This is a genomic window from Nocardia sp. BSTN01, from assembly GCF_015354405.1.
Classification (GTDB): Bacteria; Actinomycetota; Actinomycetes; order Mycobacteriales; family Mycobacteriaceae; genus Nocardia.
The window spans coordinates 30,476-55,644 of record NZ_JADKYP010000023.1 but is presented as its reverse complement, the minus strand read 5'-3'; the positions used below and the strand labels follow the sequence as shown (position 1 = coordinate 55,644).

Sequence of the window (25,169 nt, the reverse complement as noted above, 5' to 3'; positions counted from 1 at the left end):
CGATCACCACGGAATCTTCGGCAGGGCGTCGGCGACGGCGAGCAGCACGAAGGCGCCCGCGACGATCACCGCCCACCAGTCGACGCCGATCCGCCGGAAGACAGAAGGTTCCGGGGCGGATGCCCCCGAACCTTCCCGGTCGGGTACCACACCCGGTTCACTCATGGCCGACTCCCTCATAGCCGTCGATCGCCGTGACTCCTGCGATCAGGCGTCATCATGGGCGGCGTCGGGACGGCGGGAAAGTAATCGAATCAACAAGATTCGAGGAGGGCGCGGCTAGCGGTCCTTGCCCGGGTCGGCGACTTCGCGCGCGAGCGGCTGGGTGCGGCGCATGGAGGTCCACGCTTCCAGATCTTCCGCGAGGATCGCGTTGAGTTCGATCATCGCCTCGCGGGCGAGCACGTCACGGTCCTCGTGCTGGGCTCGCCGGAGTTCGACGCCGCGCAGCAATGTCTGAAGCTGGCCGATGATGACGCTGCGCTGAATCCACATCTCCCGATGGCGATACAGACCGTCCCATGCGGTGACCACGCCGATCGAGGCCGCGAGTCCCGTGCTGAGCAGGCCGATCCACGGCGCCTGGAAGACCGCCACCGCCGTGCCGAGCACGGCGATGACACCGTTGGCGACGGCAGTCCAGACGACCACTCGTTTCGCTCGGGTCTTGACGACCAGGCGGGAGCGTTCGTACTCGTTCCGGTAATAGATCAGGTAGTGCAGGCTCACGGTCAGGGCGTCGGCATCGCTGGGCGGCGACGGGGGGCTGTGCAGCCCCGAGGAGTGACTTCCGCGCGTATTTCTCGACAGTCGCATGGAACAGGGAGGTCCTAGCGGGAGTGCGTGATGGGTAGATACGGAGGTAGGTAAGGTAGCAGAAGTGGTTGCATTTGGGTGGCATTTTCGGCTACACTGATCTGACCGCCCGTGTTGCGGCCGGCTCGTGCACTGGAGGGTTGAGACCGATGACCGTTGCGAACGCTCTCGCCATCACCAGTCATGTCGATACGGCCAAGCTGCGTCCGGCGGAGCTCGCGCGGCAGCTCGTGCAGCATCTGGGCCCGACCCTGGTGGCGCTGATCGCCGGGGTCCGAGACCGCAAGCTGCCGCACAAGTGGTCCCATGCCGAAGGTCCGACGCCCAGGGATGCCGCCTTGGCTCGCCTGCAGGTCGCGCATCGTTGCTGGATCATCGTGGCGACCGCCGAGGACAGTGATGTGGCGCGGTCGTGGTTCATCGGAGCCAACCCGCGACTGGGTGAGGAGTCGCCCGCCTTGGCCATCCGTGCGGACCGATTTCGCGAGACCATCGCTGCCGCAGTGGCATTCGTCGACGGCTCGGACAACTGAGCGGGTCGACCGAGGCGCGCGGTGAAGCCCTCTTTCGATAAACTTTTCTCTTTGGGAAGCTATCGGAAGAGGGAGACCGGTGTCTGTGCGCGAAACCCGAAATGCTCGGCGCTGCGCCAAGACCGGATTCGCGCTTCTGCCCGCCGCCTCTCGTGAGGTCTATCGACTGGCGAAACCGTCCTACGGGCCGCTCAATCCGCTCCAGCGCGGGATCTCGAGCGACGAATCACGGGCGGACTGGAACCGCTACGACGTCGAAGGCCAGCAGACCGTGTACGCTGCCAGCACCGAACAGGGCGCGTACGGTGAGCTTCTCGCGCCGCTCAAACCCAAACTTCCCCGGCGCGCGTCCCGCTATTTCGATGATGTCGCCTCCGACGACGAGCTCGAATCGCTGATCAAAGAGGAATGGCAGAGCTCGGGATATCGACCGCCCCGCGAGCTGAACATGTTGTGGCTCAGCGAATACCGGCTCTACCACCTGACGCTGCCGACGCACGGATGGTTCATCGATATCGAGGCGGCCTCCAGCCTGTCGGCGATCGCGCGGTTTGCCCCGCTCGCACTCGTGGAGCGCGGTCTGCGGGAGGTCACGGTCGCCGAACTGCGCGGCGGCGAGCGCTGGCTCACCACGGCGATCTCCACGCGGATCTGGCAGATCACTCTCGACGACGACAGCCTCGCACACGGCATCGCCTACGGTTCGCGGCACGGGAGCGAATGGGACTGCTGGGCCATCTGGCTGCGCCGGACCGGTCTCGCGCATACCTCGAACGGACTCGTCACATCGGCGGATCCGGGCGCCGAGGTGTTGCCCCCGCCGATCAACCCCGCTCTGCAGGCGATACTGACCGCCTACGATCTCACCGTGAGCTGGTAGGTCGCGTCTGCGGCGGTCGGAAGCGTGCGATCCGGCGCAGCTGAAATTCGCCGACACGGCACCGCTAGCATGACCTGCATGACGTACACCCTCGTGTTGCTGCGCCACGGCGAAAGCGAATGGAATGCTCTCAATCTGTTCACCGGCTGGGTGGATGTGCACCTGACCGACAAGGGTGTCGCCGAGGGCAAGCGGGCCGGTGAACTGCTGGCCGAGCATGGCATTCTGCCCGATATCGTCTACACCTCGCTGCTGCGCCGGGCGATCAGCACCGCGAATATCGCGTTGGACGCCGCGGATCGGCACTGGATTCCGGTGGTGCGGGACTGGCGGCTCAACGAGCGGCACTACGGCGCGCTGCAGGGGAAGAACAAGGCCCAGATCCGTGATCAGTACGGCGACGACCAGTTCATGATGTGGCGTCGCAGCTACGACACCCCGCCCCCGCCGATCGAGGCCGACAGCGAATACAGCCAGAACGGCGACGCGCGCTACGCCGGCACCGACGTGCCGGCGACCGAATGCCTGAAGGATGTCGTCGCCCGCATGGTCCCGTATTGGGAGTCCACGATTTCCCGCGAACTGGTGGCCGGAAAAACCGTTCTGGTTGCCGCGCACGGAAATTCACTGCGCGCGCTGGTGAAGCATCTGGACGGAATTTCCGACGAGGATATCGCAGGCCTCAACATTCCCACGGGTATTCCGCTGCGCTACGAACTGGACGAAAATCTGCGTCCGATCGGTCCGGCCGAGTATCTGGACCCCGAGGCGGCAGCCGCGGGCGCGGCCGCGGTCGCGAGCCAGGGCGGTAAATAAACCGGGCTCCCGCATTTTCCGACGCGCCGCGGTCATCGACCGCGGCGCGTTGTCGTATATCTCGAACCCGCTGCGTGCGAATGGTTTCCGAATGCCGAAGTTCCCTCGGTGGCGCGTGCGAATATGCAATACTCAGCGTTTTGTGAGCTGCATCTCTCCTGCCGATTCGTAGCTATCGAATTGCCCCTGCGGCGGTTGGTGCCCGATGTGCGCGACCGGTAGTGGCGTCCGGGCCGGTAGGGAGTGGTGTGGATAACTTCCGGTAGCTGAACCGCCGGGCTTTCCGCTGGTCATCGACGTGGATGAGGGGCTGAGAAGTTGAGAGATTTTCCTTCCGGAAGTTGTAACCGCTGGTTTGCAACTTACTCCGCAGTAGATACACTCTCGGTCGTTCGACCATTTCGAGAGGCGGATCACGTTCGATGAAGTACGCGTTACGCGCCACAGTCGCCGCCGTCGCCGCCGCGGTGACCGTCCCGTTCTTCGCCACCGGGGCCCAGGCCGGACCCGTCGCGACCGGCCCGGACGGTGGCGCCGCCGGCGCCGCGTGGACCGCCACCGAGGACGGCCCGCAGCAGTATCCGAACATCCACATCGACTGGGATGTGCCGATCACCATGAGCGACGGCACGGTGCTGAAGGGCAATGTGTACCGCCCCGCCGATGCCGCCAGCCGTCCGGTCGACACCCGTACCCCGGTCGTCGTGAACATGACGCCGTACACCAAGCTGGTATCGAATCTTGCCGACCACGCGGGCTCGATTCCGGGTCTGTCCGACGCGCTGCTGGGACTGTTCCGCCAGATCGATATGAGTGGCACCCCCCTGTCCGGGGTCACCGATCTGACCAAGGCCTTCGGCGGGGGCGAGCTCCGCAACTTCTCCGTCGACCGGCAGCTGATCAAGAGCGGTTACACCCAGGTCGTCGTCGATGTCCGCGGCACCGGCTTCTCGCAGGGCGAATGGGATATGTTGCGGCAGCGCGAGCAGCAGGACACCGTCGAGGTGATCGACTGGGCCTCGCGGCAGCCGTGGTCGGACGGCAAGGTCGGGATGACCGGCATTTCCTATTCGGGCATCAATCAGGTCCAGGTCGCGGAGAAGCAGCCACCCGCGCTGAAGGCGATCTTCCCGGTGGTGCCCGGCAGCGATCTGGTCGACGATGTGCTCGCCCCGGGCGGCGGCTTCGGCTTCAACTTCATTCCGTTGTGGCTCACCGCGATCAACACCCTCAAGTGGGTTCCGGACGTGCAGTCGATCGTGACCGGCAAATTCGACACCACGTGGCTGAACGACCGGATCAGCGATCCGTACACCTATATGGATGTCCTGCTGAACGCCTACACCAACACCGATATGAACACCCTCGATCCGCGGGTGAAGGACATGTTGACCGACATGTCCGCGCAACGGCAGGCGTGGATCGGTGACCCGGGCCGAATCCAGGTGCCGACCTTCGTCACCGGCGGCTGGCACGATCTGTTCACCTACTCCGAATCCAAGATCTACAACCAGATCCCGTTGCCACCCGGGCAGAAGCAGCTGTTCATGGGCAACACCTACCACCTCAGCTCGGGCAACGAGTACGGCAAACCGGGTCTGCCGCCGCGGCTGGACGTCCTGCAGCGCGCGTGGTTCGACAAGTGGCTCAAGGGAATCGACAACGGCATCGACACCTACGGTCCGGTGACGCTGCGCGAACAGGGCGGCGGCTGGGTCACCCAGGGCGGTTTCGGGCCGTCGGCGCCGGCCGAGGAGGCGGCGAAGTATCGCCGCATGTACCTGTCCGGTGACCGCAGCGGCACCGCGAACAGCGTCTACGACGGCTCGCTGACCGGTGAATTCACCGGTGCGCCGACGCGTCTGACGGTGGCGCCCGGTCTGACCACAGTGTGCTCCAACGACGCCGCGCAGGCCACCGCCGGCGTGCTCGCGATCATCAACGGCTGCGCCGCGGACTCGCGGATCGCGGAAACCAACGCGCTCACCTTCACCAGTGCGCCGGTCGTGGGCGAGACCACGATCTCGGGCCCGATCGCGGTGCGGCTCAACACGGTTCAGGACGCCGCCGACGGCTACTGGACGGTGACGGTGAACGACGTCGCGCCCGACGGGCAGTCGACGGTGCTGTCCTCGGGGCAGTTGATGGCCTCGCTGCGTGAGGTCGACGAGGCGAACAGCACCCGTTCCGAGAACGGCGACTACACCGATCCGCGGGCCTACACCTCGCTGGACAAGCGCCTGCCCACGGTTCCCGGTGAGGTCACCGAGCTGAACATCGCCCTGCCCGCCACCCGGGCCGTGCTCGCGCCGGGCCATCGGCTGCGGGTGGACGTCTTCGCCGGCAACTTCCCCAAGGGCCTGCCGATCGCGCCGATGCTCGCCGACACCGGCCTGAAACCCGAGCATCTGCAACTGGATCCGAATGCCCCGAGTTTCGTGAACATCCCGGTCAAGGGAGACTCCGGCTGGTAATCCGGTAGGGGGCTCCCCGACGGTCCCGGGAACGTACAACGGCGTACGTACCCGGGACTTTTCGTTTTCCGCCGGAACGTACCGCGCGGCACTGAGGTGCACGTCACAACCGGCGCATGCCGTCGGCCGGGTGACGCCGGGCCGACCGACACGCCGGAGGTGTTCACGCGCGATTCGCGCGGCCTCGAGATGTGCGGTGCCGCAAGGCAAACTGTCCGCGCGACCATTGCCACGCGGCCGAAAACCGCCGGTCGAGGCGGATCCGGGGCTCGGCCAACTTTGTGTGAACACCCGGCCAACGATCGCGGAATCAGCCGTGACCTGCGCGAAACTTCGTCAACCCGGGTTTGGAGTACGTGTCCGCGACCGTACGATTCTCTATGTGAGCGTTCCCCAGGCCGTGCTGCTTGCAGTCCTCGCGGCCGTAGTCGGTCTGGCCGTCGGTGGCCTGGTCATCCCGTACATGAACGCCCGGCAAGCCGAGCGCCGCGCGGCCGAATCCGGCCTGACCATGTCGCAGGTGCTGGATCTGATCGTGCTGGCCTCGGAGAGCGGCATCGCCGTGGTCGACGAATATCGCGACGTGGTGCTGGTGAACCCGCGCGCCGAGGAACTGGGCCTGGTCCGCAACCGGTTGCTGGACGAACGCGCCTGGGCGGCGGTGGAGAAGGTGATCGCGACCGGCGAGGACGTCGAGTTCGACCAGACGCTGAAGAATCCGCTGCCCGGCCGCAACAGCATCGCCGTGCGCGGTGTGGCCCGGCCGCTCTCGCGCGGCGATTCCAACTTCGTCGTACTGTTCGCCGACGACGACTCCGAACAGGCCCGTATGGAGGCCACCCGCCGCGATTTCGTCGCCAATGTCAGCCATGAGCTCAAGACCCCGGTCGGTGCGATGAGTCTGCTCGCCGAGGCCATGCTGGAGTCGGCCGACGACCCGGATTCGGTGCGGCATTTCGGACAGCGACTGGTCACCGAATCGAACCGGATGGGCAAGATGGTCACCGAGCTGATCGCGCTGTCGCGGCTGCAGGGGGCCGAGAAGCTGCCGCAGCTCGAGGCGGTCGACGTCGACACCGTGGTCAATGCCGCGATCGAACGGTCCCGCACCGCCGCCGAGGCCGCCGGAATCACCGTCAGCACCGATGCCAACAGCGGGCTCGAGATACTCGGCGACGAAACCCTGCTGGTGACGGCGCTGTCGAATCTGGTCGAGAACGCGATCAACTATTCGCCGAAGGGTTCGCACGTGTCGGTGAGCCGGTCCCTGCGCAACGGCCACGTCAATATCGCCGTCACCGACCGCGGTATCGGCATCGCCAAGGAAGACCAGGAACGGGTCTTCGAACGCTTCTTCCGCGCGGACAAGGCGCGTTCGCGCGCCACCGGCGGAACCGGACTCGGGCTGGCTATCGTCAAGCACGTGGCCGCCAATCACAATGGGGAAATCACGTTGTGGAGCAAATTGGGTACCGGTTCCACGTTCACGCTGCGTATTCCCGCGGTCGAATCCGGCAACCAGAATTCCGCCGCCCCGGCGGAGAGGAAGAGCCCCACCGCAATCGGGGTGGGCAAGAACGACGACGGTCCGCGCCGGCGGACCGGACAAAACGGTGTGGAGGCAACCCGATGACCAGTGTGTTGATCGTCGAGGACGAGGAGTCGCTGGCCGATCCGCTCGCGTTCCTGCTGCGCAAGGAGGGCTTCGAGGTCACGGTCGTGGGCGACGGGCCATCCGCGCTGTCGGAATTCGACCGCTCCGGCGCCGATATCGTGCTGCTGGATCTGATGCTGCCCGGGATGAGCGGCACCGATGTCTGCAAGCAGCTGCGCACCCGCAGCAGTGTGCCGGTGATCATGGTGACCGCGCGCGACAGCGAGATCGACAAGGTGGTCGGCCTGGAACTGGGCGCCGACGACTACGTCACCAAGCCGTACTCCTCACGGGAACTGATCGCCCGCATCCGGGCCGTGCTGCGCCGCGGCGCCGGCGAGGAGATGGACGGGTCCGGCGAGAGCGGCGTGCTCGAGGCCGGCCCGGTGCGCATGGATGTGGATCGCCACACCGTGCAGGTCAACGGCAAATCGGTGACGTTGCCGCTGAAGGAATTCGATCTGCTCGAATACCTGCTGCGCAATTCCGGCCGGGTGCTGACCCGCGGCCAGCTGATCGACCGCGTCTGGGGCGCCGATTACGTCGGCGACACCAAGACCCTGGACGTCCACGTCAAGCGGCTGCGATCGAAGATCGAGGCCGATCCGGCCAAGCCCGAACATCTGGTGACCGTGCGCGGGCTCGGGTACAAGCTCGAGGCCTGATTCTCCCGCGATCGAGAAAGCCGCGGAAACGGGAAAGCCGCGAGACCCGTCGGGCCTCACGGCTTTCCCGTGTGGGCTAGACGACGTGCACCCACGCGGTGCCGATCTGCGGCAGCTCCTGCTTCTGCAGCTGGAACCAGCCGAAGTCGTCACGCTGCCAGCAGTCGTCCAGCGGCGCGGTGTCGTCGTGGCACGCGATCGGGCGGGAGGTGCCGTAGGGGCTCACGATGACCTGCTTGCCGTTCTCCTTCGCGGACAGCACCGCCGGGTCGTTGTAGACGACGAAGTTGTCGTTCTGCAGCGAGTAGTGCGCCGGATCGGTGGCGGGGTCGGCGTGCGCGGCGGGAGCCAGCGTCAGGGCCGCACCGGCGGCGAGTGCTGCAGTAGCCAAGAATTTCCTCATCATGGGTTATGCCTATCACGGGTACGTGAAGCGCGCATGGCGAGGCGATGACCGTACAGAGGTACTTCACAATTCCCGTGACGCCGCCGCGGCCGAAAGATAGGCGCCGATCGCGGCGACGGATTCGGCCAGAGCCTGTCGCACCGTCGCGTCCGCGATCGTTCCGTCGGCGCCGACCATGCTGCCCAGCACCGGCATTCGCCGGCACGCGGATTCGATTTCCACCGCGCCGACATATCCGAGCACCGTGCGCAGCGATGTGATCGCACCGTCACCGCGACCCGGGGCGGCCACCGAAATCCAGGCCACCGGTTTCTCGTGCAGATCCGCGGCCCCGACGGTCCACTCCAGTAGATTCTTCAGACTGCCGGGAATGAAGCCGGCGTATTCGGGTGCGCAGAACACCACGGCATCGGCGGCCGCGAGTCGCTCACGCAACGCGTGTACCGCCGGTGGGGCGGGTTGATCGCCGGGAACGAAGGCCGGAATATCGACCAATCCGGTGAACAATTCCGCGGTGCAGTGCGGTGCGGCGATATCGGCGAAGGTGCGCAACGCGGCGGTGTTGGTGGATCCCGGCCGGGTACTTCCGGAAATCAACAGGATTCGAGGCGCCCCGGGGTGTGATGCGGCCGCGGAATCGGATCTTGCGACATCGGCGGCGGAGGACTCTGATGCCGGCGTACCCGGCGCGATACCCATATCCGTACGAAATGGGTTGGCGGATCAGATATTCCCGGCCGGGTCGGTTTCGGCTTTCTCGCGGGCGGCGGTCGTGGCCGGATGCACCGCGATCAGTCCCAGCCCTTCGCGCCGGCGGCAGTGCCGGGCGAGTTCGTCGTAGGCCGGCTGCCCGATCAATTCGATCAGTTCGGGCGCGTAGGACTGCCAGACCGGGCGGCTGCCGACATGCGCGTCGGGCGAACCCGAGCAGTACCAGTGCAGATCCAGGCCGCCCGGGCCCCAGCCGCGCCGGTCGTATTCGGTGATGGTGGTGCGCAGGATCTGTTCGCCGTCGGGCCGGTCGACCCAGTCCTGGGTGCGCCGGATCGGCAGCTGCCAGCACACCTCGGGCTTCACCGTCAGCGGCTCGATGCCCTTGCGCAGGGCCATGGTGTGCAGGGCGCATCCGATTCCGCCGGCGAACCCCGGACGGTTGAGGAAGATGCAGGCGCCCTCGTAGCGGCGAGTGCGAATGGCCGGCTCGTCGTCGAGTTCGTCCTCTTCCAGATACAGCTTCTTGCGGACCTTGCCGTCGCGGTCGCGCGCCTCGTCCATCAGCTGCCAGTCCTGCGGCGTGAGCATCTTCACGGCCTTGGCCAGCTTCTTGCGATCGTCGTCGTCGCTGAGGAAGGCGCCGTGCGAACAGCAGCCGTCGTCCGGGCGGCCCTCGATGATGCCCTGGCAGGCGGGCGTGCCGAAGACACAGGTCCAGCGCGACAGCAGCCAGGTGAGGTCGGCCGCGATCAGATGCTCGGCATTTGCCGGATCGACGAATTCGATCCATTCCCGCGGGAAGTCGAGATCGACCTCCGGTGCCGGATCGATCTTCGCAGCTGGTCGCAGCCCGGTCGGCGCCGTCTCCGGCGAGAGGGGGGTGGGCGCGGATGCTCCTGCGGTCACATCGCCAGACGCTAACAGCTTCCCCGCTCGCGGCCCACTCCCGGGCTGGTGGGGCGGGGGAGTTCGGATTCGTCCTCCGGTGCTCGCACCGACCCCGGTACCGTATTCATGTGCGGCTCGGTGTTCTCGATGTGGGAAGTAATACCGTCCACCTGCTCGTGGTGGACGCGCATCGGGGTGGGCACCCGATGCCGATGAGCTCGACGAAGGCCACCCTGCGGCTGTCGGAGAATATGGACGACGCGGGCTGCATCACGCCCGAGGGTGCGGCCAAGCTCACCAAGACGATCACCGAATTCGCCAGTATCGCAAAGACTTCCGGCTGCGTGGAGCTGATGCCCTTCGCGACCTCGGCGCTGCGGGAGGCGGCCAACTCCGATGCCGTGCTGGCGCAGATCCGCGCGCGTGCGGGTGTCGATCTGCGGGTGCTGTCGGGTGTCGACGAGGCCCGGCTGACGTTCCTGGCGGTGCGGCGCTGGTACGGGTGGAGTGCCGGGCGCATCCTGAATCTCGACATCGGCGGCGGATCGCTCGAGATGAGCAACGGCTGCGACGAGGCGCCCGATGCGGCGCTGTCGTTGCAGTTGGGCGCGGGCCGGCTGACCAGAGACTGGCTGAACGGCGATCCGCCGGGTAAGCGGCGGGTGGCGGTGCTGCGGGACTGGCTCGACGCCGAGTTGGTGATCCCGGCCAAACAACTGCTGGAGGTCGGGCGCCCGGATCTGGCGGTGGGCACCTCGAAAACCTTCCGATCGCTGGCTCGGCTGACGGGAGCCGCCCCTTCGGCCGCGGGACCGCGCGTGCGGCGTAGTCTCACCAGTTCCGGTCTGCGGCAGTTGATCGCATTCATTTCTCGGATGACCGCCGCCGATCGCGCAGAATTGGAAGGTGTCAGTTCCGACCGGTCTCAGCAATTGGTGGCCGGCGCACTCGTGGCGGAGGCGAGTATGCGGGCATTGTCCCTCGATACGCTCGAAATCTGTCCGTGGGCGCTGCGCGAAGGACTGATCCTGCGCAAACTGGATACCGACCCGGGTACCGACCCGGGTGCGGGTAGTACTCGGCCCATCGGAGTGCCGGGCCCGACCGAGGCCGTATCGGGATGATCGATTCGGGCAGCGGTCTATCGGAAAGGAGCCGGCATGAGTGAGGATTCGACCCAGCTGTCGGTCGCCGAACTGCTGGCGCGCAACGGCCAGGGAGTTCCGGCGTCGGGCGGCGGACGGCGCCGCAGAGGCGGACGCGGCATCGCGGTCACCGACCTGACCGGCGACCTGCCGGCGGTCCGGGAGGGTTCCTCCTCGCACGCCGCCCCGGAGGCCGGGCCGGATCCGGAGCCGATGCCCGACTTCCAGCTCTCGGTACCCGGGTACGAAGCCGAATCACCGCTGTCCGGTCCGATCAGCTTCTACGATCCCCTGGCCGCCGCACCGGAGGCGCCGAGCGCGCCGAACTCCTGGGAGCCGGCGGGATACGAGGCGACCGGCTTACCGCCCGCCTCGTTCGATTCGCCGGGCGGATACGGCTCGTCGCCCGAGTTCGGTGCGGCCCCCGGATTCGACGCTCCCGGATACGGTGCCCAGCCCGATTCCACCCGGCACGCCGCGCCGGAGGGCGCGTCCGCCCCGTACGGCGTGGATTCCGCGCCGGCGCCCACCGGCCGCCGCGCTCGCCGCGAACTGCGGGAGGCGCTGGCCGAGCGGGAGGCGGCGGGGTCGTTCGCGGCGCCGGAGGCGCCGGTGGATTCGGGCCGGACCGGGCGCCGGCATCGGCCGGAGCCCGACGAGCGCAACACCGTGATGGTGCCGCCGTTCCGGGGCGGAATGGGAACCGACGCCACGCCCCCGACTACTGCCTGGGCGCCGCCGCGTCCGCCCGAAACTCCTTCGCCGCACCGCGAATTCGGTGCTCCGGCAGGCCGCGAGTTCGGTGCCCCCGAGTTCCCCACACCGGGCCGGGCGGATCTGCCGCGCCGCAACGGTGCGACACCGGGACGCGACGGGGCCGATGCGCCCGGCGGTCCCGCGGGCGGTCGCAACGGTGCCGACGCGGGCCAGGGTCTCCCCGCGTGGTCGGCCCGCCGGCGGCCGGGTGCTCCCGTTTCGGCTCCGCGTGATTTCGACGAACCCGGACCGGGCGGCCACGAGGACGAGCCGGCCGAGGATCGGTCGCCGGGATGGTCGCTGGCCGCGCGTGAGCAGCCGCTGCTGTCCGGGCAGACCGTTGCCGGAGATCTGCTGCGTGATGCCGGAGCCCGTGAGGAGCGGCGCGAAGCCGCGGCGCGCCGGGATCGCGGGCCGCGCCGCGGGGTCATCGATCTACTCGATCCGGCGGAGGCGCGCACCGAGTTCTACGCACCGGTCGAACTCGACGAACCCGAGGACGACTACGACGACGACCTGCTCGACGACGAGGAGATCGAGGCCACCCCGCGCCGGCGCCGGGCCGCGCCGCGCGGATTCTCGCTGCGCGACAAACTGCCGCAGTTGAGCCGGCCGGCTCCCCGCCGGGGCTCGGTTGAGGATCTCAACCGCCGGCAGTGGATGATCCTCGGTGGCCAGGCCGTCGGCGCGGCGGTCGCGGGAATGTTGCTGTTCAAGGGCTTCGAGCAGATGTGGGACATCATGCCGTTCGTGGCCCTGGTGCTGGCGATGGTCGTGATCCTTGGTCTGGTCGCGCTGGTTCGGGTGCTGCGCCGCACCGACGACATCCTCAGCACGGTGATCGCGGTCGTTGTGGGCATCTTCGTGACGCTCGGACCGCTAGCCTTTCTTCTCAGCACGAACTGAGCAGGGAGCAGCAAGTGGGGTACAGCGGTCAGGTGGGGACCACCGTTCAGGTGGGATTGTCGACGGCGTCGGTCTATCCGGAGAACACCGAGGCGGCGTTCCGGTACGCCGCCGAATTGGGTTACGACGGCGTGGAACTGATGGTCTGGGCCGAACCGGCCAGCCAGAACATCGCCACCGTCCAGTCGTATGTGCGCCGGTACTCGGTGCCCGTGCTGGCGGTGCACGCGCCCTGCCTGCTCATCTCGCAGCGGGTGTGGGGCGCCGATCCGGTGGCCAAGCTCGAACGCAGTGTGCGGGCCGCGGAGGCGCTGGGGGCGGCGACCGTGGTGGTGCATCCGCCCTTCCGCTGGCAGCGGCGCTATGCGGAGGGCTTCGCGCAGCAGGTGGGCGAACTCGAGGACAGCAGTCCGGTGGTGGTCGCGGTGGAGAACATGTTCCCCATGCGCGCCGATACGCTGTTCGGGCGCCGCTCCGGCTCGGCGCGCAGGCTGGAACGCCGTGGTGGACCGGGTCTTTCCGTGACCGCGTTCAGTCCGTCCTACGATCCGACCGACACCGGCTTCCGGCACTACACCCTGGATCTGTCGCACACCGCGACCGCCGGAATGGACGCGCGGGCATTGGCCGACCGCATGGGCGGCGGTCTGGCGCACTTGCACCTGGCCGACGGCCGCGGCGCCGCGCACGACGAACACCTGATCCCCGGCGAGGGCGGCCAGCCCTGTGTGGAAGTGTGTGAAGCGTTGGTGCGCAACGGTTTTCGCGGTCATGCCGTGATCGAGGTGAACACCCAGAACGCGCGGACGACCGCCGACCGCGCGGCGATGCTGGGGCTGTCGCTGCGGTTCGCCCGCACCCATCTGAACAATCTGCAGCCGGCGCCGGGGCGGGAACCGACCCGGCAGCGGTGATCGGCCTGCGCCCGTGCAGCTTGGTCACCCCCGGTAGGGAATCCAGCGACCTTCCGGCAGACTTATACGGTGTACGAGCCGGGTCGGAACCGGCTGGGCCCACGGAGAGGAGCGGCGGGTGACGGAACTGGCGGTCGAGACGGTACGACCGGAGGTGGACGACGCACCGTTCAGCCGGGTGTGCGCGGTGACCGAAGTGGAGGCTTCCGCGGAGCTCGCGCGCTATCGCGGCGTCATCGACCCGGTGTGGACGATCGGCGAGAAACTGCACGGCGGGACCATGATCGCCTCGTCGGCGGCCGCCGCCACGACCCGGTTGCGCACCACGCACCGCGATCTGGCCGAGATGTTCCCGATCGCGGCGAGCACCGATTTCCTCGGCGCCCCGGATCCGGGCGAGGTCGGGTACGAGGTCCGTATCCGCAAGACCGGCCGCCAGATCTGCCTGGTCGACGCCGATCTGGTCCAGGGTGGCCGCACTCTGGTGCATTCGGCGTTCACCTTCGGTCACCTCGACGACGCGGAACCGGCCTATCGGCGCGAGACCGTGGCGGATATGCCGCCGGAGCCGCCCGCCGACGCCCTGAGCTACGACGCGCCGGATTCTCCGATGGGCCGGTTGGTCAACGTCGCACGGGGCGCGTCGGTGGCGATCGATCCGTCCTGGGCGCGGTTCCTGTCCGGCGAGCAGGGCGAGCCGCGGCTGCGCCTGTGGATCCGTCCGCGCGCCGGCGACGGCAGCGATCCGGACGTCGCCGCCTATTTCGCCATGATGGCGGGTGATATGAGTCCGCCGGTGCCGATGAATATGGGCCGGCTCGGCTGGGCCCCGACCGTGCAGCTCACCACCTACCTGCGGCGTCGTCCCGCATCGGGCTGGCTGCGGGTGATCGCGACCGCCCACGAGATCGGTGAGCGCATGTTCGACGAGGATCAACTGGTGCTCGACAGCACCGGCGCGGTGGTGGCGCAGACCCGCCAGCTCGCGTTGATTCCCCTGTCTCGCTGATTCGCTGTCTCGCCGGCCCCCTGATCGCCCCTGCCCCGCGTCGCTCGCCGCGCACGGATAGCCTTGGGCCTCATGACGAGAATTGCGGTGATCGGTGGCGGACGGATCGGCGAGGCGTTGATCGCCGGGCTGCTCGAGGCCGGACGACCGGGTAAGGATCTGGTCGTGGTCGAGACGGTGACGGCCCGCGCGAAGGTGTTGAGCGAGCGGTTCGGCATCCGGGTCACCGACAGCCTGGCCGAGGCCGCGGCGGGTGCGGATGTACTGGTGGTCGCGGTGAAGCCGCACGATGTCGACGCCGTGCTGACCGAACTCGGCAAACTCGAACTCGACAACGATCGCGATCAGATCCTGGTGTCGCTGGCCGCCGGCGTGACCACCGCCCGGGTGGAGTCGAAGTTGCCCGCCGGATTCCCGGTGGTGCGGGTCATGCCCAACACCCCGATGCTGGTCGGTCAGGGCATGAGCGCGATCGCGGCCGGACGCTACGCCAAATCCGCCGAGCTGGATACGGTTTCGGAACTGCTGGGCGCGGTCGGCAAGGTCGTCACCGTCGCCGAGGGGCAGATGGACGCGGTGACCGCGGTGTCCGGCTCCGGGCCCGCGTACTTCTTCCTGGTGGTCGAGGCCATGGTGGAGGCCGGTGTCGGCCTCGGCCTGACCCGGGACGTGGCCACCGAACTGGTGGTGCAGACCATGCTCGGCTCGGCGGCGCTGCTGGAGGAATCCGGTCAGGATGCCGTGGAGTTGCGTGCCGCGGTGACCTCGCCCGCGGGGACGACCGCGGCGGCCGTGCGCGAGCTCGAGCGCGGCGGCGTGCGCTCGGCGTTCTGGGAGGCGCTGCACGCGGCCAAGCGCCGCTCGGTCGAACAGGGGGCGACCGGCGAGTAACCGCGCGGTGGCCGCCGGGTGTGACGTGACATCCGCTGGTGACACTGCTATTTCTCCCACCCGTCGCAGCAATCCCACTGGTCACGCTAAGCTCGAGGGAGCACGTGCGTGTCTGTTCCGCCGGTGGGGAAGCCGGCGGCGCGGACGTGCCGGAGGTCAGTGGCGCAATGATGTCTGGAAACAGCTCTGCGAGTTCCGGTCCTGTCATCGGCGGTGGAGGAACACAGTTCCTCACCGTTGCCGAGGTGGCGAATCTGATGCGGGTTTCCAAGATGACGGTGTATCGGCTGGTTCACTCGGGAGAACTACCCGCTGTCAGAGTCGGTCGATCGTTCCGGGTACACGCCAAGGCGGTACACGACTACCTGCAGACGTCGTACTTCGACGCCGGGTAGACAGGTGTGAACGCCGAACGGCGGTGTCGGCGACCGGGCACATCGGTGCCCGTTTCGTTCGCCGTGGGTTGGCCCGGTACGATGAACCACCGTTGTGTTACCCGCTGCCGATCTGGGTCAGGTCGGGAGCTGAACACTGGTTGCCAGGCGGCCGCCGAGCGAACCGGAAGATGGACGTACGTAACCGGCGTGCGTGCCGAGGGTAGAGAGAGAACGCGAGGAACAACCCTATGGGTTCTGTGATCAAGAAGCGCCGTAAGCGGATGTCGAAGAAGAAGCACCGCAAGCTGCTTCGCCGTACGCGCGTGCAGCGTCGCAAACTCGGCAAGTAAGTCTTACACGCTGGAATTTTGCTGAAAGCCCGCCACCGTTCAGGTGGCGGGCTTCAGCATTTGTTTCCGGTGACTGAAGTCATCGTTAGATCCTGGTAAATACTGTCGGCCACCTCCGTAACAGCCGCTACTCTGGTTAACGGAACTAGCCAAAGCAGGGGTGCACAGGTGGGATTCGGCGTGGGTTCGGATATGCGGGACGGGCGTACGGCTGGCCGCGACGACCAGCCGCCAACAGTCGTTCTCGTCACCGGCGCGAGCCGCTTCTTCGGCGGCAACGTCGTCACTCGGCTGGCGGCCGATCCCGCGATCGAACGCGTCATCGCCGTCGATGCCCGCATGCCCAGCCGCGATCTGCTACGCCGGATGGGGCGCGCCGAGTTCGTCCGCGCCGACATTCGAAATCCGTTGATCCGCAAGGTGATCGATGGAAACAAGGTCGACACCGTCGTGCATCCGGCCGTACTCTCCCGCCCGCCCGCCGGTGGCGGCCGGGCGGCGATGAAGGACTACAACGTCTTCGGCGCCATGCAGCTGATGGCGGTCTGTCAGAAGGCGCCGAGTGTGCGCCGTGTCGTGATCCGCTCCTCCTCGGCGGTCTACGGCTGCGGTCCGAAGGATCCGGCGAAATTCACCGAGGAGATGAGTGCGCGCACGCCACCGAAGGGCTGGTTCGCGCGCGACATGATCGAGGTCGAGGGATTCGTCCGCGGAATGGCGCGCCGGCGCCCGGATATCGCCGCGGCGATCCTGCGATTCGCACCGATAGTGGGGCCGCGTCTGGCGGGCCGGGGCGTGCAGTATTTCCGTTCCCCGATCACGCCGACGATCTTCGGCCGCGACCCCCGTATGCAGCTGTTGCACGAAGAGGACGCGATCGCGGCGCTGGCGCATGCCGCGCATTCCGCAACCGGCGGCACCTTCAATGTCGCCGGTGACGGAGCGCTGGCATTGTCGCAAGCCATCCGCCGCGCGGGTCGCGTCGAACTACCGGTGCCGATGAGTGTTTTCCAGACGGTCGGCCGGTCGTTCATGGGCCCGGTGATGCGTGAGTTCACCACCGAGCAGATCGATTACTTCCACTTCGGCTGTGGATTGGACACCACGAGAATGCGTACCGAACTCGGCTTCGCACCGCGTTGGACGACGGTGCAGGCGTTCGACGACTTCATCGGGGGCGCAGCGTTGCGGCCCGTCATCGATCCGCGCTGGATCGACGCTGCAGAAAACAGACTCCTCGGCCTCGTCGGGGCCGGGACGGGAGCACATCGATGAACGACGTGGCCAAAGTCATTCACCTGCACGAGACGGATTTCGAGGCCCGGCAGCGCCCGGCATCGCGGCGCTGGCCCGGGGAGTCGGCCCTGCAGCCGGTGACCTCGTTGACCGAACGGCTGGCCGAATCGGCGCCGCCGCGCTCGCTGGGTGATCTGGTGCGGGGTGCGGTGGCCGACGGTATTCGCAATACCGCCGATTTCGCCCGCCGCCGTCTCACCGGGGACTACCAGGTCGACGAGTTCGGTCGTGACGAACATCTGCTCCAATCGGTCATCCTGCCGACGCTGCGACCGCTGTCGGATCTGTGGTTCCGGGTGGACGTGAACGGCATCGAGAACATTCCGTCCTCCGGTGGTGCGCTGGTCGTCTCCAATCACGCCGGCGTGGTGGCACTGGACGCGCTGATGCTGCAGCTGGCCGTACACGATCGGCATCCCGCCCATCGGTCGCTGCGATTGCTGGCCGCCGATCTGGTGTTCGAGATGCCGGTGGTGGGCGGGCTGGCCCGCAAGGCCGGCCACACCCTGGCCTGCCCGGCCGACGCCGAGCGGCTGCTGCGGTCGGGCGAGGTCGCGGGTGTGTTCCCCGAGGGCTTCAAGGGCATCGGCAAGCCGTATGCGGAGCGCTACAAGTTGCAGCGCTTCGGCCGCGGCGGATTCGTTTCGGCGGCGGTGAAAACCGGTGTGCCGATCATTCCGTGCTCGATCGTCGGGTCCGAGGAGATCTATCCGAAACTCGCCGATATCAAGCCGTTGGCGCGGCTGCTCGGATTGCCGTATTTCCCGGTGACCCCGACATTTCCGCATCTGGGACCGCTGGGTGCGATCCCCTTGCCGTCGAAGTGGACCATCGAATTCGGCAAGCCCATCGCGACCGAGGATTACGCGGCCGAGGCGGCCGACGATCCGATGACGATGTTCGAGGTCACCGATCAGGTTCGCGAAACCATCCAGCAGACGCTGTACAAGCTGCTCACCAAACGGCGCAACCCCTTCACCGGCTGACCGAGAACGAACCGAGCCTCCTCGCCCCGGCGGGGAGGCTCAGCCGTGTTGTTCGGCCGGGAGGCTCAGCCGTGTTGTTCGCGCCTGCGGGTGAGCACGGCGGCCGCGGCGCCACCGGCCGCACCCAGCGCCAATGCGGTGGGCACGCCGATCTTGGCGGCCTTGCGGCCGGTGCGGAAATCGCGAATCTCCCAGCCGCGGTTCTTGGCGACCTCGCGCAGGTCCGAATCCGGGTTGATCGCCACCGCGGTACCGGCCAGCGAGAGCATCGGCACGTCGTTGTGGCTGTCGGAATAGGCCGTGCAACGTTTGAGATTGAGACCCTCGCGAATGGCCAAAGTGCGCACCGCATGTGCTTTACCGAGGCCGTGCAGGATATCGCCGACCAGCCGTCCGGTGAAGACGCCGTCCACACTTTCGGCGACCGTGCCCAGTGCGCCGGTCAGCCCGAGGCGTTTCGCGATGACCTGTGCGAGTTCCACCGGCGTCGCGGTGACCAGCCACACCTGCTGCCCGGCGTCCAGATGCATTTGCGCCAGCGCGCGGGTGCCGGGCCAGATCTTGTCGGCGATGATTTCGTCGTAGATTTCCTCGCCGAGTGCGGCGAGTTCGGCGGTCGAGCGGCCGGCGATGAATGACAGCGCTTTTTCCTTACCGCTGGCCATATCGCCCTGGCTTTCCTTGCCGGTGACCCGGAATTTCACCTGCTTCCAGGCCATATCGACGAGGTCGGAAGTCTTGAAATATTTCCGCGCCGCCAGGCCGCGCGCGAAGTGCACGATCGAGGCGCCCTGCACCATCGTGTTGTCCACGTCGAAAAATGCCGCCGCGGTCAGGTCGCGGGGCGGGCGCGCATGTGGCGGTAATTCCGAATCGGATTCGGCGCCAAAGGTTTCCGCCAATTCCGCGTCGTGCAGTGCGAGGGCCGCGTCGGCGCTGGCCTCACCGGCCAGGTTGGCGCGCACCTCTTCCTCGCTGGGCCCGAACGGGCTGCGCGCGATCCGCGTGAGCTGGTCCGACAGACCCTGCCCCCAGCGCGCCGGGAATTCGCCGAACCTGCCCGCGATGAAGCCCGTCCTCGCATCTTTCGATCGTTCCGGCACCAGTACCTCCGCCTGTTCGCGCGAACACTCCAACATTAGCCGAGCACAGCGTTGTCTCGACGGCTGCTCGGCGATGTGTGCTCAGTGACTCAGATCGGCCCGCAATCGCGGTTCGTCGACGTCGAAGTAGCTGTGCTCACGGCCGTCGAGCAGCACCACCGGCAGCCGGTCGCCGAACTCGGCTCGCAGCGACGGGTCGGTGGCCGCCGCCGCGTCCACGTCGACGGTCGCCGGTTCCAACCCGAAGTCCGCGCAGATGGCGCGCAGTTGCGTCAGTGCGACCGTGCACATACCGCAGCCCTGGCGGGTCAGCAAAGTCACCGAATGCGTGGCAGTACTCATATCGCCATTAAATGCCACGGTGCCGACAGACCCGCGATTAGCCGCGAATCGCCGGATTCGCGCGACGAAATCGCCGGTCCGGCGTGCCTGCACCGAAGCCCGTGCCACGGCGGTTGAATGTGAGCAGGCATTCGTGAGGCCGACGAGTGGAGAGTGACTGAATTCACCGACTTTGTGCAGGGCTTCACAAGCGGTTACGGTGGTGACACGCGACCCGCCTGCTTCTGGCGGCGGACGCAACCGCACCCCCGTGTATCAATACCGATCCGATACCGATGCCTGTGCCCGGTATCGGCGGCGGACCAAGCGAAAACCCGGACACTACCCCCCGGCCGGACGAGGAGCCGAACGACGTGACAGAGCAGCATGAGACGCCAGGTGGCGTCTCCGGCAGAGCTCTGAACAGCGTTTCCGGCAAATCCATCAACAAGGACATCCCGCAGGCGACGGTGACCCGTTTGGCCACCTACCTCCGAGTGCTCGCCGTCCTGGCCGACGAGGGTGTGCTCATCGTATCCAGTGAAGAACTGGCTGTCGCGGCGGGTGTCGGTTCGGCCAAGCTTCGCAAGGATCTATCCTTCCTCGGCCCCAACGGGGTTCGCGGCGTCGGCTACGACGTGGCCAAGTTGCGCAACCGCATCGAAGACGTTCTCGGCCTGGCCGACGGCCATCGCGTGATCCTGGTCGGCGCCGGAAATCTGGGCCGGGCCCTGGCCGGTTACGGCGGATTCTCGCGGCGCGGATTCACCATGGTCGGCATCTTCGACAACGATCCCGCGGTGATCGGCGCCTCGGTCGCCGGGCTGCGGGTGCTCGACACCGCCCGGCTGCGGGCCGCGGTCGCCGAACTCGCCCCCACGATCGCGGTCGTCACCGTTCCCGATTCCGCGGCCCAGGGCGTCTGCGACGAACTCGTCGCCGCCGGGGTGCAGTGCATCCTCAGCTTCTCGCCGGTGAGCCTCGCGGTTCCGGCCACCGTGGAGGTCCGCCGCGTCGATCTCGCCGTCGAACTGCAGATGCTGTCGTTCGAGCGCGCTCGCAGTGCGGAACTCGAGGCCGCCGAACCGGCCGCGGCCGAGCGCGTCGCCGCGGGGGAGACCGTGCACGCGGTGTCCACTCCGATCGGGCGGCGGATGGCCGGACGCGCGGCCCACCAGCCCGCACCCCGCAAGACAACCTCGCATTCGGCAACGGAGCCAACCAGCAAGGGATCGGTGGTCGCACCATGAGTGTGCTTCTCGTCGGAATTTCGCATCGCAGCGCTCCCGTGGCGGTGCTGGAGAAGGTCGCGGTCACCGAGGAGGACCGGCCCAAGCTGACGGATCGCATGCTGGCCTCCCAGCACATCTCCGAGGCGATGATCGTCTCCACCTGCAACCGCGTCGAGATCTACGCCGTGGTCGACGCCTTCCACGGCGGGCTCGCCGAGGTCGGCGATCTGCTGGCCAGGCATTCCGATCTGCCGCTTCCCGAACTGACCAAACACGCCTACGTGCGCTACAGCGAGGCGGCGGCCGAACATCTGTTCGCGGTGGCCAGCGGCCTGGATTCGATGGTTGTCGGCGAGCAGCAGGTGCTCAGCCAGATCCGCTCGGCCTACGCCGCCGCCGATGCCCAGCAGGCCGCCGGGCGCACCCTGCACGAATTGGCCCAGCACGCCCTGCGCGTCGGCAAGCGGGTGCATTCGGAGACCGGGATCGACCGCGCGGGCGCCTCGGTGGTGTCGGTCGCCCTGGAGCGCGCCGCGAACGTGCTTGGTGATCTCGCCGGGCGCACCGCGGTCGTGGTCGGCGCGGGCGCGATGGGCGGGCTGTCGGTGGCCCATCTGGCGCGCGCCGGAATCGGCAGGATCATCGTGGTCAACCGCACCCTCGAGCGTGCCCAGCGGCTCGCCCACACCGCGACCACCATGCACGGCGCACCGGCGACCGCGATGGAGCTGTCGAACCTGGTGAACGCCATGGCCGATGCCGACATCGTGATCACCAGCACCGGCGCGGTCGGTTCGGTGGTGAGCCTGGCCGACGCCCACCGCGCACTCAACGTGTCCCGCGCCGGACATCAGATGGTGATCTGCGATCTGGGACTGCCGCGCGATGTGGATCCCGCGGTGGCCGGCCTGCCCGATGTCACCGTCATCGACATGGAGACGCTGCAGCGCGACCCCGCGGCGGGTGCGGCGGCCGACGACACCAGTGCCGCGCGCGCCCTGGTCGCCGAGGAGCTCGCCAAATATCTGTCCGGCCAGCGGATGGCCGAGGTGACCCCGACCGTCGCGGCCCTGCGCCAGCGCGCGGCCGAGGTGGTCGAGGCGGAACTGATGCGGCTGGAATCCAAACTGCCCGATCTCGGTGATCCGCAGCGCGAAGAGGTCGCCCGCACGGTGCGCCGCGTGGTCGACAAACTGCTGCACGCGCCCACGGTGCGGGTCAAGCAGCTGGCTTCGGCGCCCGGCGGCGGCAGCTACGCCGAGGCGCTGCGCGAATTGTTCGAACTGAAACCCGGTGCGGCACAAGCTGTTGCGGCGCCGATGGAAGTCGCCACCCTCGGCGGCGAACTGGCCGACGACTTCACCACGAGCCATCTCGGAGACGAACAGGGGCATCCGCAGTGAGCGCTGATACGGCCACCGCATTCGGGGGCGCGGCCACCGGGGTCGACACGCAGGAGCACAACATGACGCGACGTGGTACCACGGACGCCCCGTGGCGGATCGGCAGCCGCGGCAGCGTGCTGGCACTGACCCAGGCCGGCACCGTGCGCGACGCGCTGATCGCCACCGGGCAGCACGCCGAATTGGTGATCGTGAAGACGGCGGGCGACCAGTCCTCCGACCCGGTCGAGAAGATCGGTGTCGGGGTGTTCACCGCCGCGCTGCGCGAGGAACTGGCCGCCGGGACCGTCGACATCGCGGTGCACTCCTACAAGGATCTGCCCACCGCGCCGGACCCGCGCTTCACCATCGCCGCGATTCCGCCGCGCGAGGATCCGCGTGACGTCCTGGTCGCCCGGGACGGCCTGGTGCTGGGCGAACTACCCGCCGGATCCCGGGTCGGCACCTCCGCGCCGCGGCGTGCGGCTCAGTTGCGCGCACTCGGACTCGGTCTCGAGATCGTGCCGTTGCGCGGCAATATCGACACCAGACTTCGCAAGGTCGCCGAGGGTGAACTCGACGCCGTGGTCGTCGCGCGGGCCGGGCTGTCCCGCGTGGACCGGCTCGGCTCGGTCACCGAGGCCCTGGAGCCCGTGCAGATGTTGCCGGCACCGGCTCAGGGCGCGCTCGCGGTCGAATGCCGCAGCGAGGAGAGCGATCTCGTCAGCATCCTGTCCACCCTCGACGATCCGGGCAGTCGCGCCACGGTCGTCGCCGAACGCGCGCTGCTCGCCGAACTCGAAGCCGGTTGCACGGCCCCGGTCGGTGCGCTCGCCGAAGTCGTCGAATCGCTCGACGACGAGGGCCGCGTGGTGGAGGAACTGTCGCTGCGCGGCGGCGCGGCGGCGATCGACGGCTCGGATGTCATCCGGGCCTCGGCGGTCGGCTCGCTCGCGAACGCAGAGCAGCTGGGCCGCGATCTGGCGCGTGAGCTCCTGGAGCTGGGGGCGCGCGACCTGCTGGCCGGCGAGGTATCCGCCGGCGCGTCCGACTTCACCAATCCCAGCCCGATGGAGAACAAGCCATGAGCCGAGCCACCAAGAAGCATCCCGGTCGGATTCTGTTCGTCGGGTCGGGTCCTGGGGACCCGGCGCTGCTCACGGTCCGCGCCCGCGAGGTGCTGGGACGAGCGCGCCTGGCGTTCACCGATCCCGATGTCGACAAGGGCGTGCTGGCCATGATCGGCACCGCCGTCGAGCCGGGGCCCGACGGGGAATCCGCCGTCGACGTGCGCCCCGCGCTGGGCGAGCCGGCCGAGGTCGCGAAGACGCTGGTCCACGAGGCCCGCGCCGGACACGATGTGGTGCGGCTGGTTTCCGGCGATCCGATGACCACCGATTCGGTGATCTCCGAGGTCAACGCCGTCACCCGGTCGCATATGAACTTCGAGGTGCTGCCGGGGCTGCCGTCGGCGACCACGGTGCCGGCGTATGCCGGTATCGCGCTCGGCTCCTCGCACACCGAGGTCGACGTGCGCGGTGAGGTCGACTGGGCCTCCGTCGCCGCCGCTCCCGGCCCGCTGGTGCTGCACGCCACCTCCGGCCACCTGGCCGAGACCGCGAGCGCGCTGGTCGAGCACGGCCTCGCCCCGCAGACCCCGGTCGCGGTGACCGTGCGTGGCACCACCCGGCAGCAGCGCACCATCGAGGCCACGCTGGCCACCCTGAACTCCGCCGCCTCGGAGCTGGTCGGACCGCTCGTGGTCACGGTCGGCAAGGAGGTCGAGAAGCGGTCCAAGATGTCGTGGTGGGAGTCGCGGGCGCTGTACGGCTGGACCGTGCTGGTGCCGCGCACCAAGGAGCAGGCCGGTGAGATGAGCGAGAAGCTCGTCATGCACGGCGCCATCCCGATGGAGGTGCCGACCATCGCCGTCGAGCCGCCGCGCAGCCCCGCGCAGATGGAGCGCGCGGTCAAGGGCCTGGTCGACGGGCGCTACCAGTGGGTGGTCTTCACCTCCACCAATGCCGTGCGCGCGGTGTGGGAGAAGTTCGGCGAATTCGGTTTGGACGCACGGGCTTTCTCCGGTGTGAAGATCGCCTGCGTCGGTGAGGCGACCGCCGATAAGGTGCGCTCGTTCGGCATCAACCCCGAACTGGTGCCCAGCGGTGAGCAGTCCTCGGAGGGTCTGCTGGCCGACTTCCCGCCCTACGACGATGTTTTCGACCCGGTCAACCGCGTGCTGCTGCCGCGCGCCGACATCGCCACCGAAACGCTGGCCGAGGGTCTGCGCGACCGCGGCTGGGAGATCGACGATGTCACCGCGTACCGCACCGTGCGGGCCTCGCCGCCGCCGGCCGAAACGCGGGAGATGATCAAGACCGGCGGTTTCGACGCCGTGCTGTTCACCTCCTCGTCCACGGTCCGGAATCTGGTCGGCATCGCCGGAAAGCCGCACGCGCGCACCATCGTTGCCTGCATCGGCCCCAAAACCGCCGAAACAGCCATCGAATTCGGCTTGCGCGTGGATGTGCAGCCCGAGATCGCCCAGGTCGGCCCACTGGTCGACGCCCTGGCCGAACACGCCGCCCACTTGCGCGCCGAGGGCCTGCTGCCCCCGCCGCGCAAGAAGAGCCGCCGCAGCCGCTGAGCAAGCCC

General features: G+C 67.8%; 26 protein-coding genes. 19 read left to right on the top strand and 7 right to left on the bottom strand.

Annotated features, from left to right (window positions below):
* Positions 1-3 precede the first annotated feature (3 nt).
* A complete protein-coding gene (locus IRT45_RS19715) occupies positions 4-165 on the bottom strand; it encodes a hypothetical protein (RefSeq protein WP_167669965.1) in 162 nt (53 codons plus the stop codon).
* A 114-nt stretch (positions 166-279) separates the two neighbouring features.
* Positions 280-816, bottom strand: a complete 537-nt coding sequence (locus IRT45_RS19710) for an SLATT domain-containing protein (RefSeq protein ID WP_194807311.1) — start codon at positions 814-816, stop codon at positions 280-282.
* A 149-nt stretch (positions 817-965) separates the two neighbouring features.
* Here IRT45_RS19710 and IRT45_RS19705 point away from each other — a divergent pair, with 149 nt between their 5' ends.
* The 6 genes from IRT45_RS19705 to IRT45_RS19680 all read left to right on the top strand — a co-directional run bounded on the left by IRT45_RS19705 (position 966) and on the right by IRT45_RS19680 (position 7,838).
* A complete protein-coding gene (locus tag IRT45_RS19705; RefSeq protein ID WP_194807310.1) occupies positions 966-1,349 on the top strand; it encodes a hypothetical protein in 384 nt (127 codons plus the stop codon).
* Between the two features lie 85 nt (positions 1,350-1,434).
* On the top strand, positions 1,435-2,229 hold the full coding sequence (locus tag IRT45_RS19700; protein ID WP_194807309.1) for a hypothetical protein: 795 nt from the start codon (positions 1,435-1,437) through the stop codon (positions 2,227-2,229).
* Positions 2,230-2,307: 78 nt separating this feature from the next.
* Positions 2,308-3,045: a phosphoglyceromutase gene (locus IRT45_RS19695; protein ID WP_194807308.1), complete on the top strand. Its 738-nt coding sequence runs from the start codon at positions 2,308-2,310 to the stop codon at positions 3,043-3,045.
* A gap of 422 nt (positions 3,046-3,467) precedes the next feature.
* Positions 3,468-5,519 (top strand): CocE/NonD family hydrolase, encoded by a 2,052-nt coding sequence (locus IRT45_RS19690; protein WP_194807307.1) that lies wholly within the window; start codon positions 3,468-3,470, stop codon positions 5,517-5,519.
* 382 nt (positions 5,520-5,901) lie between these two features.
* Positions 5,902-7,152 (top strand): cell wall metabolism sensor histidine kinase WalK, encoded by a 1,251-nt coding sequence (locus IRT45_RS19685; RefSeq protein WP_194807306.1) that lies wholly within the window; start codon positions 5,902-5,904, stop codon positions 7,150-7,152.
* Complete coding sequence (locus IRT45_RS19680; protein WP_030516181.1) at positions 7,149-7,838, top strand: response regulator transcription factor; 690 nt, start codon at positions 7,149-7,151, stop codon at positions 7,836-7,838. Before IRT45_RS19685 ends, IRT45_RS19680 begins: the two co-directional genes overlap by 4 nt.
* A gap of 76 nt (positions 7,839-7,914) precedes the next feature.
* On the opposite strand, the gene IRT45_RS19675 is transcribed toward IRT45_RS19680, so the two are convergent.
* The 3 genes from IRT45_RS19675 to IRT45_RS19665 all read right to left on the bottom strand — a co-directional run bounded on the left by IRT45_RS19675 (position 7,915) and on the right by IRT45_RS19665 (position 9,807).
* Positions 7,915-8,229, bottom strand: coding sequence for a hypothetical protein (locus IRT45_RS19675; RefSeq protein ID WP_143860062.1), 315 nt, complete (start codon positions 8,227-8,229; stop codon positions 7,915-7,917).
* A gap of 78 nt (positions 8,230-8,307) precedes the next feature.
* Positions 8,308-8,841 carry an NADPH-dependent FMN reductase gene (locus IRT45_RS19670; RefSeq protein ID WP_228534629.1) on the bottom strand — a complete coding sequence of 178 codons (534 nt, stop codon included), beginning with the start codon at positions 8,839-8,841 and terminating at the stop codon, positions 8,308-8,310.
* A gap of 126 nt (positions 8,842-8,967) precedes the next feature.
* Positions 8,968-9,807: a hypothetical protein gene (locus tag IRT45_RS19665; RefSeq protein ID WP_063014327.1), complete on the bottom strand. Its 840-nt coding sequence runs from the start codon at positions 9,805-9,807 to the stop codon at positions 8,968-8,970.
* Positions 9,808-9,974: 167 nt separating this feature from the next.
* Between IRT45_RS19665 and IRT45_RS19660 the strand changes: the two genes are divergently transcribed.
* From IRT45_RS19660 to IRT45_RS19620, 9 genes are all read left to right on the top strand, one after another.
* On the top strand, positions 9,975-10,970 hold the full coding sequence (locus tag IRT45_RS19660; RefSeq protein WP_194807304.1) for a Ppx/GppA phosphatase family protein: 996 nt from the start codon (positions 9,975-9,977) through the stop codon (positions 10,968-10,970).
* A gap of 36 nt (positions 10,971-11,006) precedes the next feature.
* Positions 11,007-12,653 carry a hypothetical protein gene (locus IRT45_RS37040; RefSeq protein ID WP_228534628.1) on the top strand — a complete coding sequence of 549 codons (1,647 nt, stop codon included), beginning with the start codon at positions 11,007-11,009 and terminating at the stop codon, positions 12,651-12,653.
* A gap of 50 nt (positions 12,654-12,703) precedes the next feature.
* Complete coding sequence (locus tag IRT45_RS19650; protein WP_194807352.1) at positions 12,704-13,567, top strand: sugar phosphate isomerase/epimerase; 864 nt, start codon at positions 12,704-12,706, stop codon at positions 13,565-13,567.
* A 178-nt stretch (positions 13,568-13,745) separates the two neighbouring features.
* Positions 13,746-14,576, top strand: coding sequence for a thioesterase family protein (locus IRT45_RS19645; protein ID WP_375540127.1), 831 nt, complete (start codon positions 13,746-13,748; stop codon positions 14,574-14,576).
* Between the two features lie 72 nt (positions 14,577-14,648).
* Positions 14,649-15,467 carry a pyrroline-5-carboxylate reductase gene (gene proC / locus IRT45_RS19640; protein WP_194807303.1) on the top strand — a complete coding sequence of 273 codons (819 nt, stop codon included), beginning with the start codon at positions 14,649-14,651 and terminating at the stop codon, positions 15,465-15,467.
* 167 nt (positions 15,468-15,634) lie between these two features.
* Positions 15,635-15,862, top strand: a complete 228-nt coding sequence (locus tag IRT45_RS19635) for a helix-turn-helix domain-containing protein (RefSeq protein WP_030516190.1) — start codon at positions 15,635-15,637, stop codon at positions 15,860-15,862.
* A gap of 230 nt (positions 15,863-16,092) precedes the next feature.
* On the top strand, positions 16,093-16,194 hold the full coding sequence (locus IRT45_RS19630) for a 30S ribosomal protein bS22 (RefSeq protein WP_003402602.1): 102 nt from the start codon (positions 16,093-16,095) through the stop codon (positions 16,192-16,194).
* A gap of 192 nt (positions 16,195-16,386) precedes the next feature.
* The gene (locus IRT45_RS19625) at positions 16,387-17,469 is read left to right on the top strand and encodes an NAD-dependent epimerase/dehydratase family protein (protein ID WP_194807350.1); all 1,083 of its coding nucleotides are present in this window, start codon (positions 16,387-16,389) and stop codon (positions 17,467-17,469) included.
* Positions 17,466-18,476, top strand: a complete 1,011-nt coding sequence (locus IRT45_RS19620) for a lysophospholipid acyltransferase family protein (protein WP_063012611.1) — start codon at positions 17,466-17,468, stop codon at positions 18,474-18,476. Before IRT45_RS19625 ends, IRT45_RS19620 begins: the two co-directional genes overlap by 4 nt.
* 65 nt (positions 18,477-18,541) lie before the next feature.
* Here IRT45_RS19620 and IRT45_RS19615 read toward each other — a convergent pair whose 3' ends face one another.
* Together IRT45_RS19615 and IRT45_RS19610 are read right to left on the bottom strand one after the other, a co-directional pair.
* Positions 18,542-19,579 carry an HAD family hydrolase gene (locus tag IRT45_RS19615; RefSeq protein WP_375540126.1) on the bottom strand — a complete coding sequence of 346 codons (1,038 nt, stop codon included), beginning with the start codon at positions 19,577-19,579 and terminating at the stop codon, positions 18,542-18,544.
* An 81-nt stretch (positions 19,580-19,660) separates the two neighbouring features.
* Positions 19,661-19,921: a glutaredoxin family protein gene (locus IRT45_RS19610; protein ID WP_194807301.1), complete on the bottom strand. Its 261-nt coding sequence runs from the start codon at positions 19,919-19,921 to the stop codon at positions 19,661-19,663.
* A 353-nt stretch (positions 19,922-20,274) separates the two neighbouring features.
* Between IRT45_RS19610 and IRT45_RS19605 the strand changes: the two genes are divergently transcribed.
* From IRT45_RS19605 to IRT45_RS19590, 4 genes are all read left to right on the top strand, one after another.
* Positions 20,275-21,150 (top strand): redox-sensing transcriptional repressor Rex, encoded by an 876-nt coding sequence (locus IRT45_RS19605; RefSeq protein ID WP_194807300.1) that lies wholly within the window; start codon positions 20,275-20,277, stop codon positions 21,148-21,150.
* Positions 21,147-22,535 carry a glutamyl-tRNA reductase gene (locus tag IRT45_RS19600; protein WP_194807299.1) on the top strand — a complete coding sequence of 463 codons (1,389 nt, stop codon included), beginning with the start codon at positions 21,147-21,149 and terminating at the stop codon, positions 22,533-22,535. Before IRT45_RS19605 ends, IRT45_RS19600 begins: the two co-directional genes overlap by 4 nt.
* 62 nt (positions 22,536-22,597) lie before the next feature.
* Positions 22,598-23,602 (top strand): hydroxymethylbilane synthase, encoded by a 1,005-nt coding sequence (gene hemC / locus IRT45_RS19595; RefSeq protein WP_194807298.1) that lies wholly within the window; start codon positions 22,598-22,600, stop codon positions 23,600-23,602.
* On the top strand, positions 23,599-25,161 hold the full coding sequence (locus IRT45_RS19590) for a bifunctional uroporphyrinogen-III C-methyltransferase/uroporphyrinogen-III synthase (RefSeq protein ID WP_036505992.1): 1,563 nt from the start codon (positions 23,599-23,601) through the stop codon (positions 25,159-25,161). The genes hemC and IRT45_RS19590 overlap by 4 nt, the downstream gene beginning before the upstream one ends.
* The last annotated feature ends 8 nt before the right edge of the window (positions 25,162-25,169 follow it).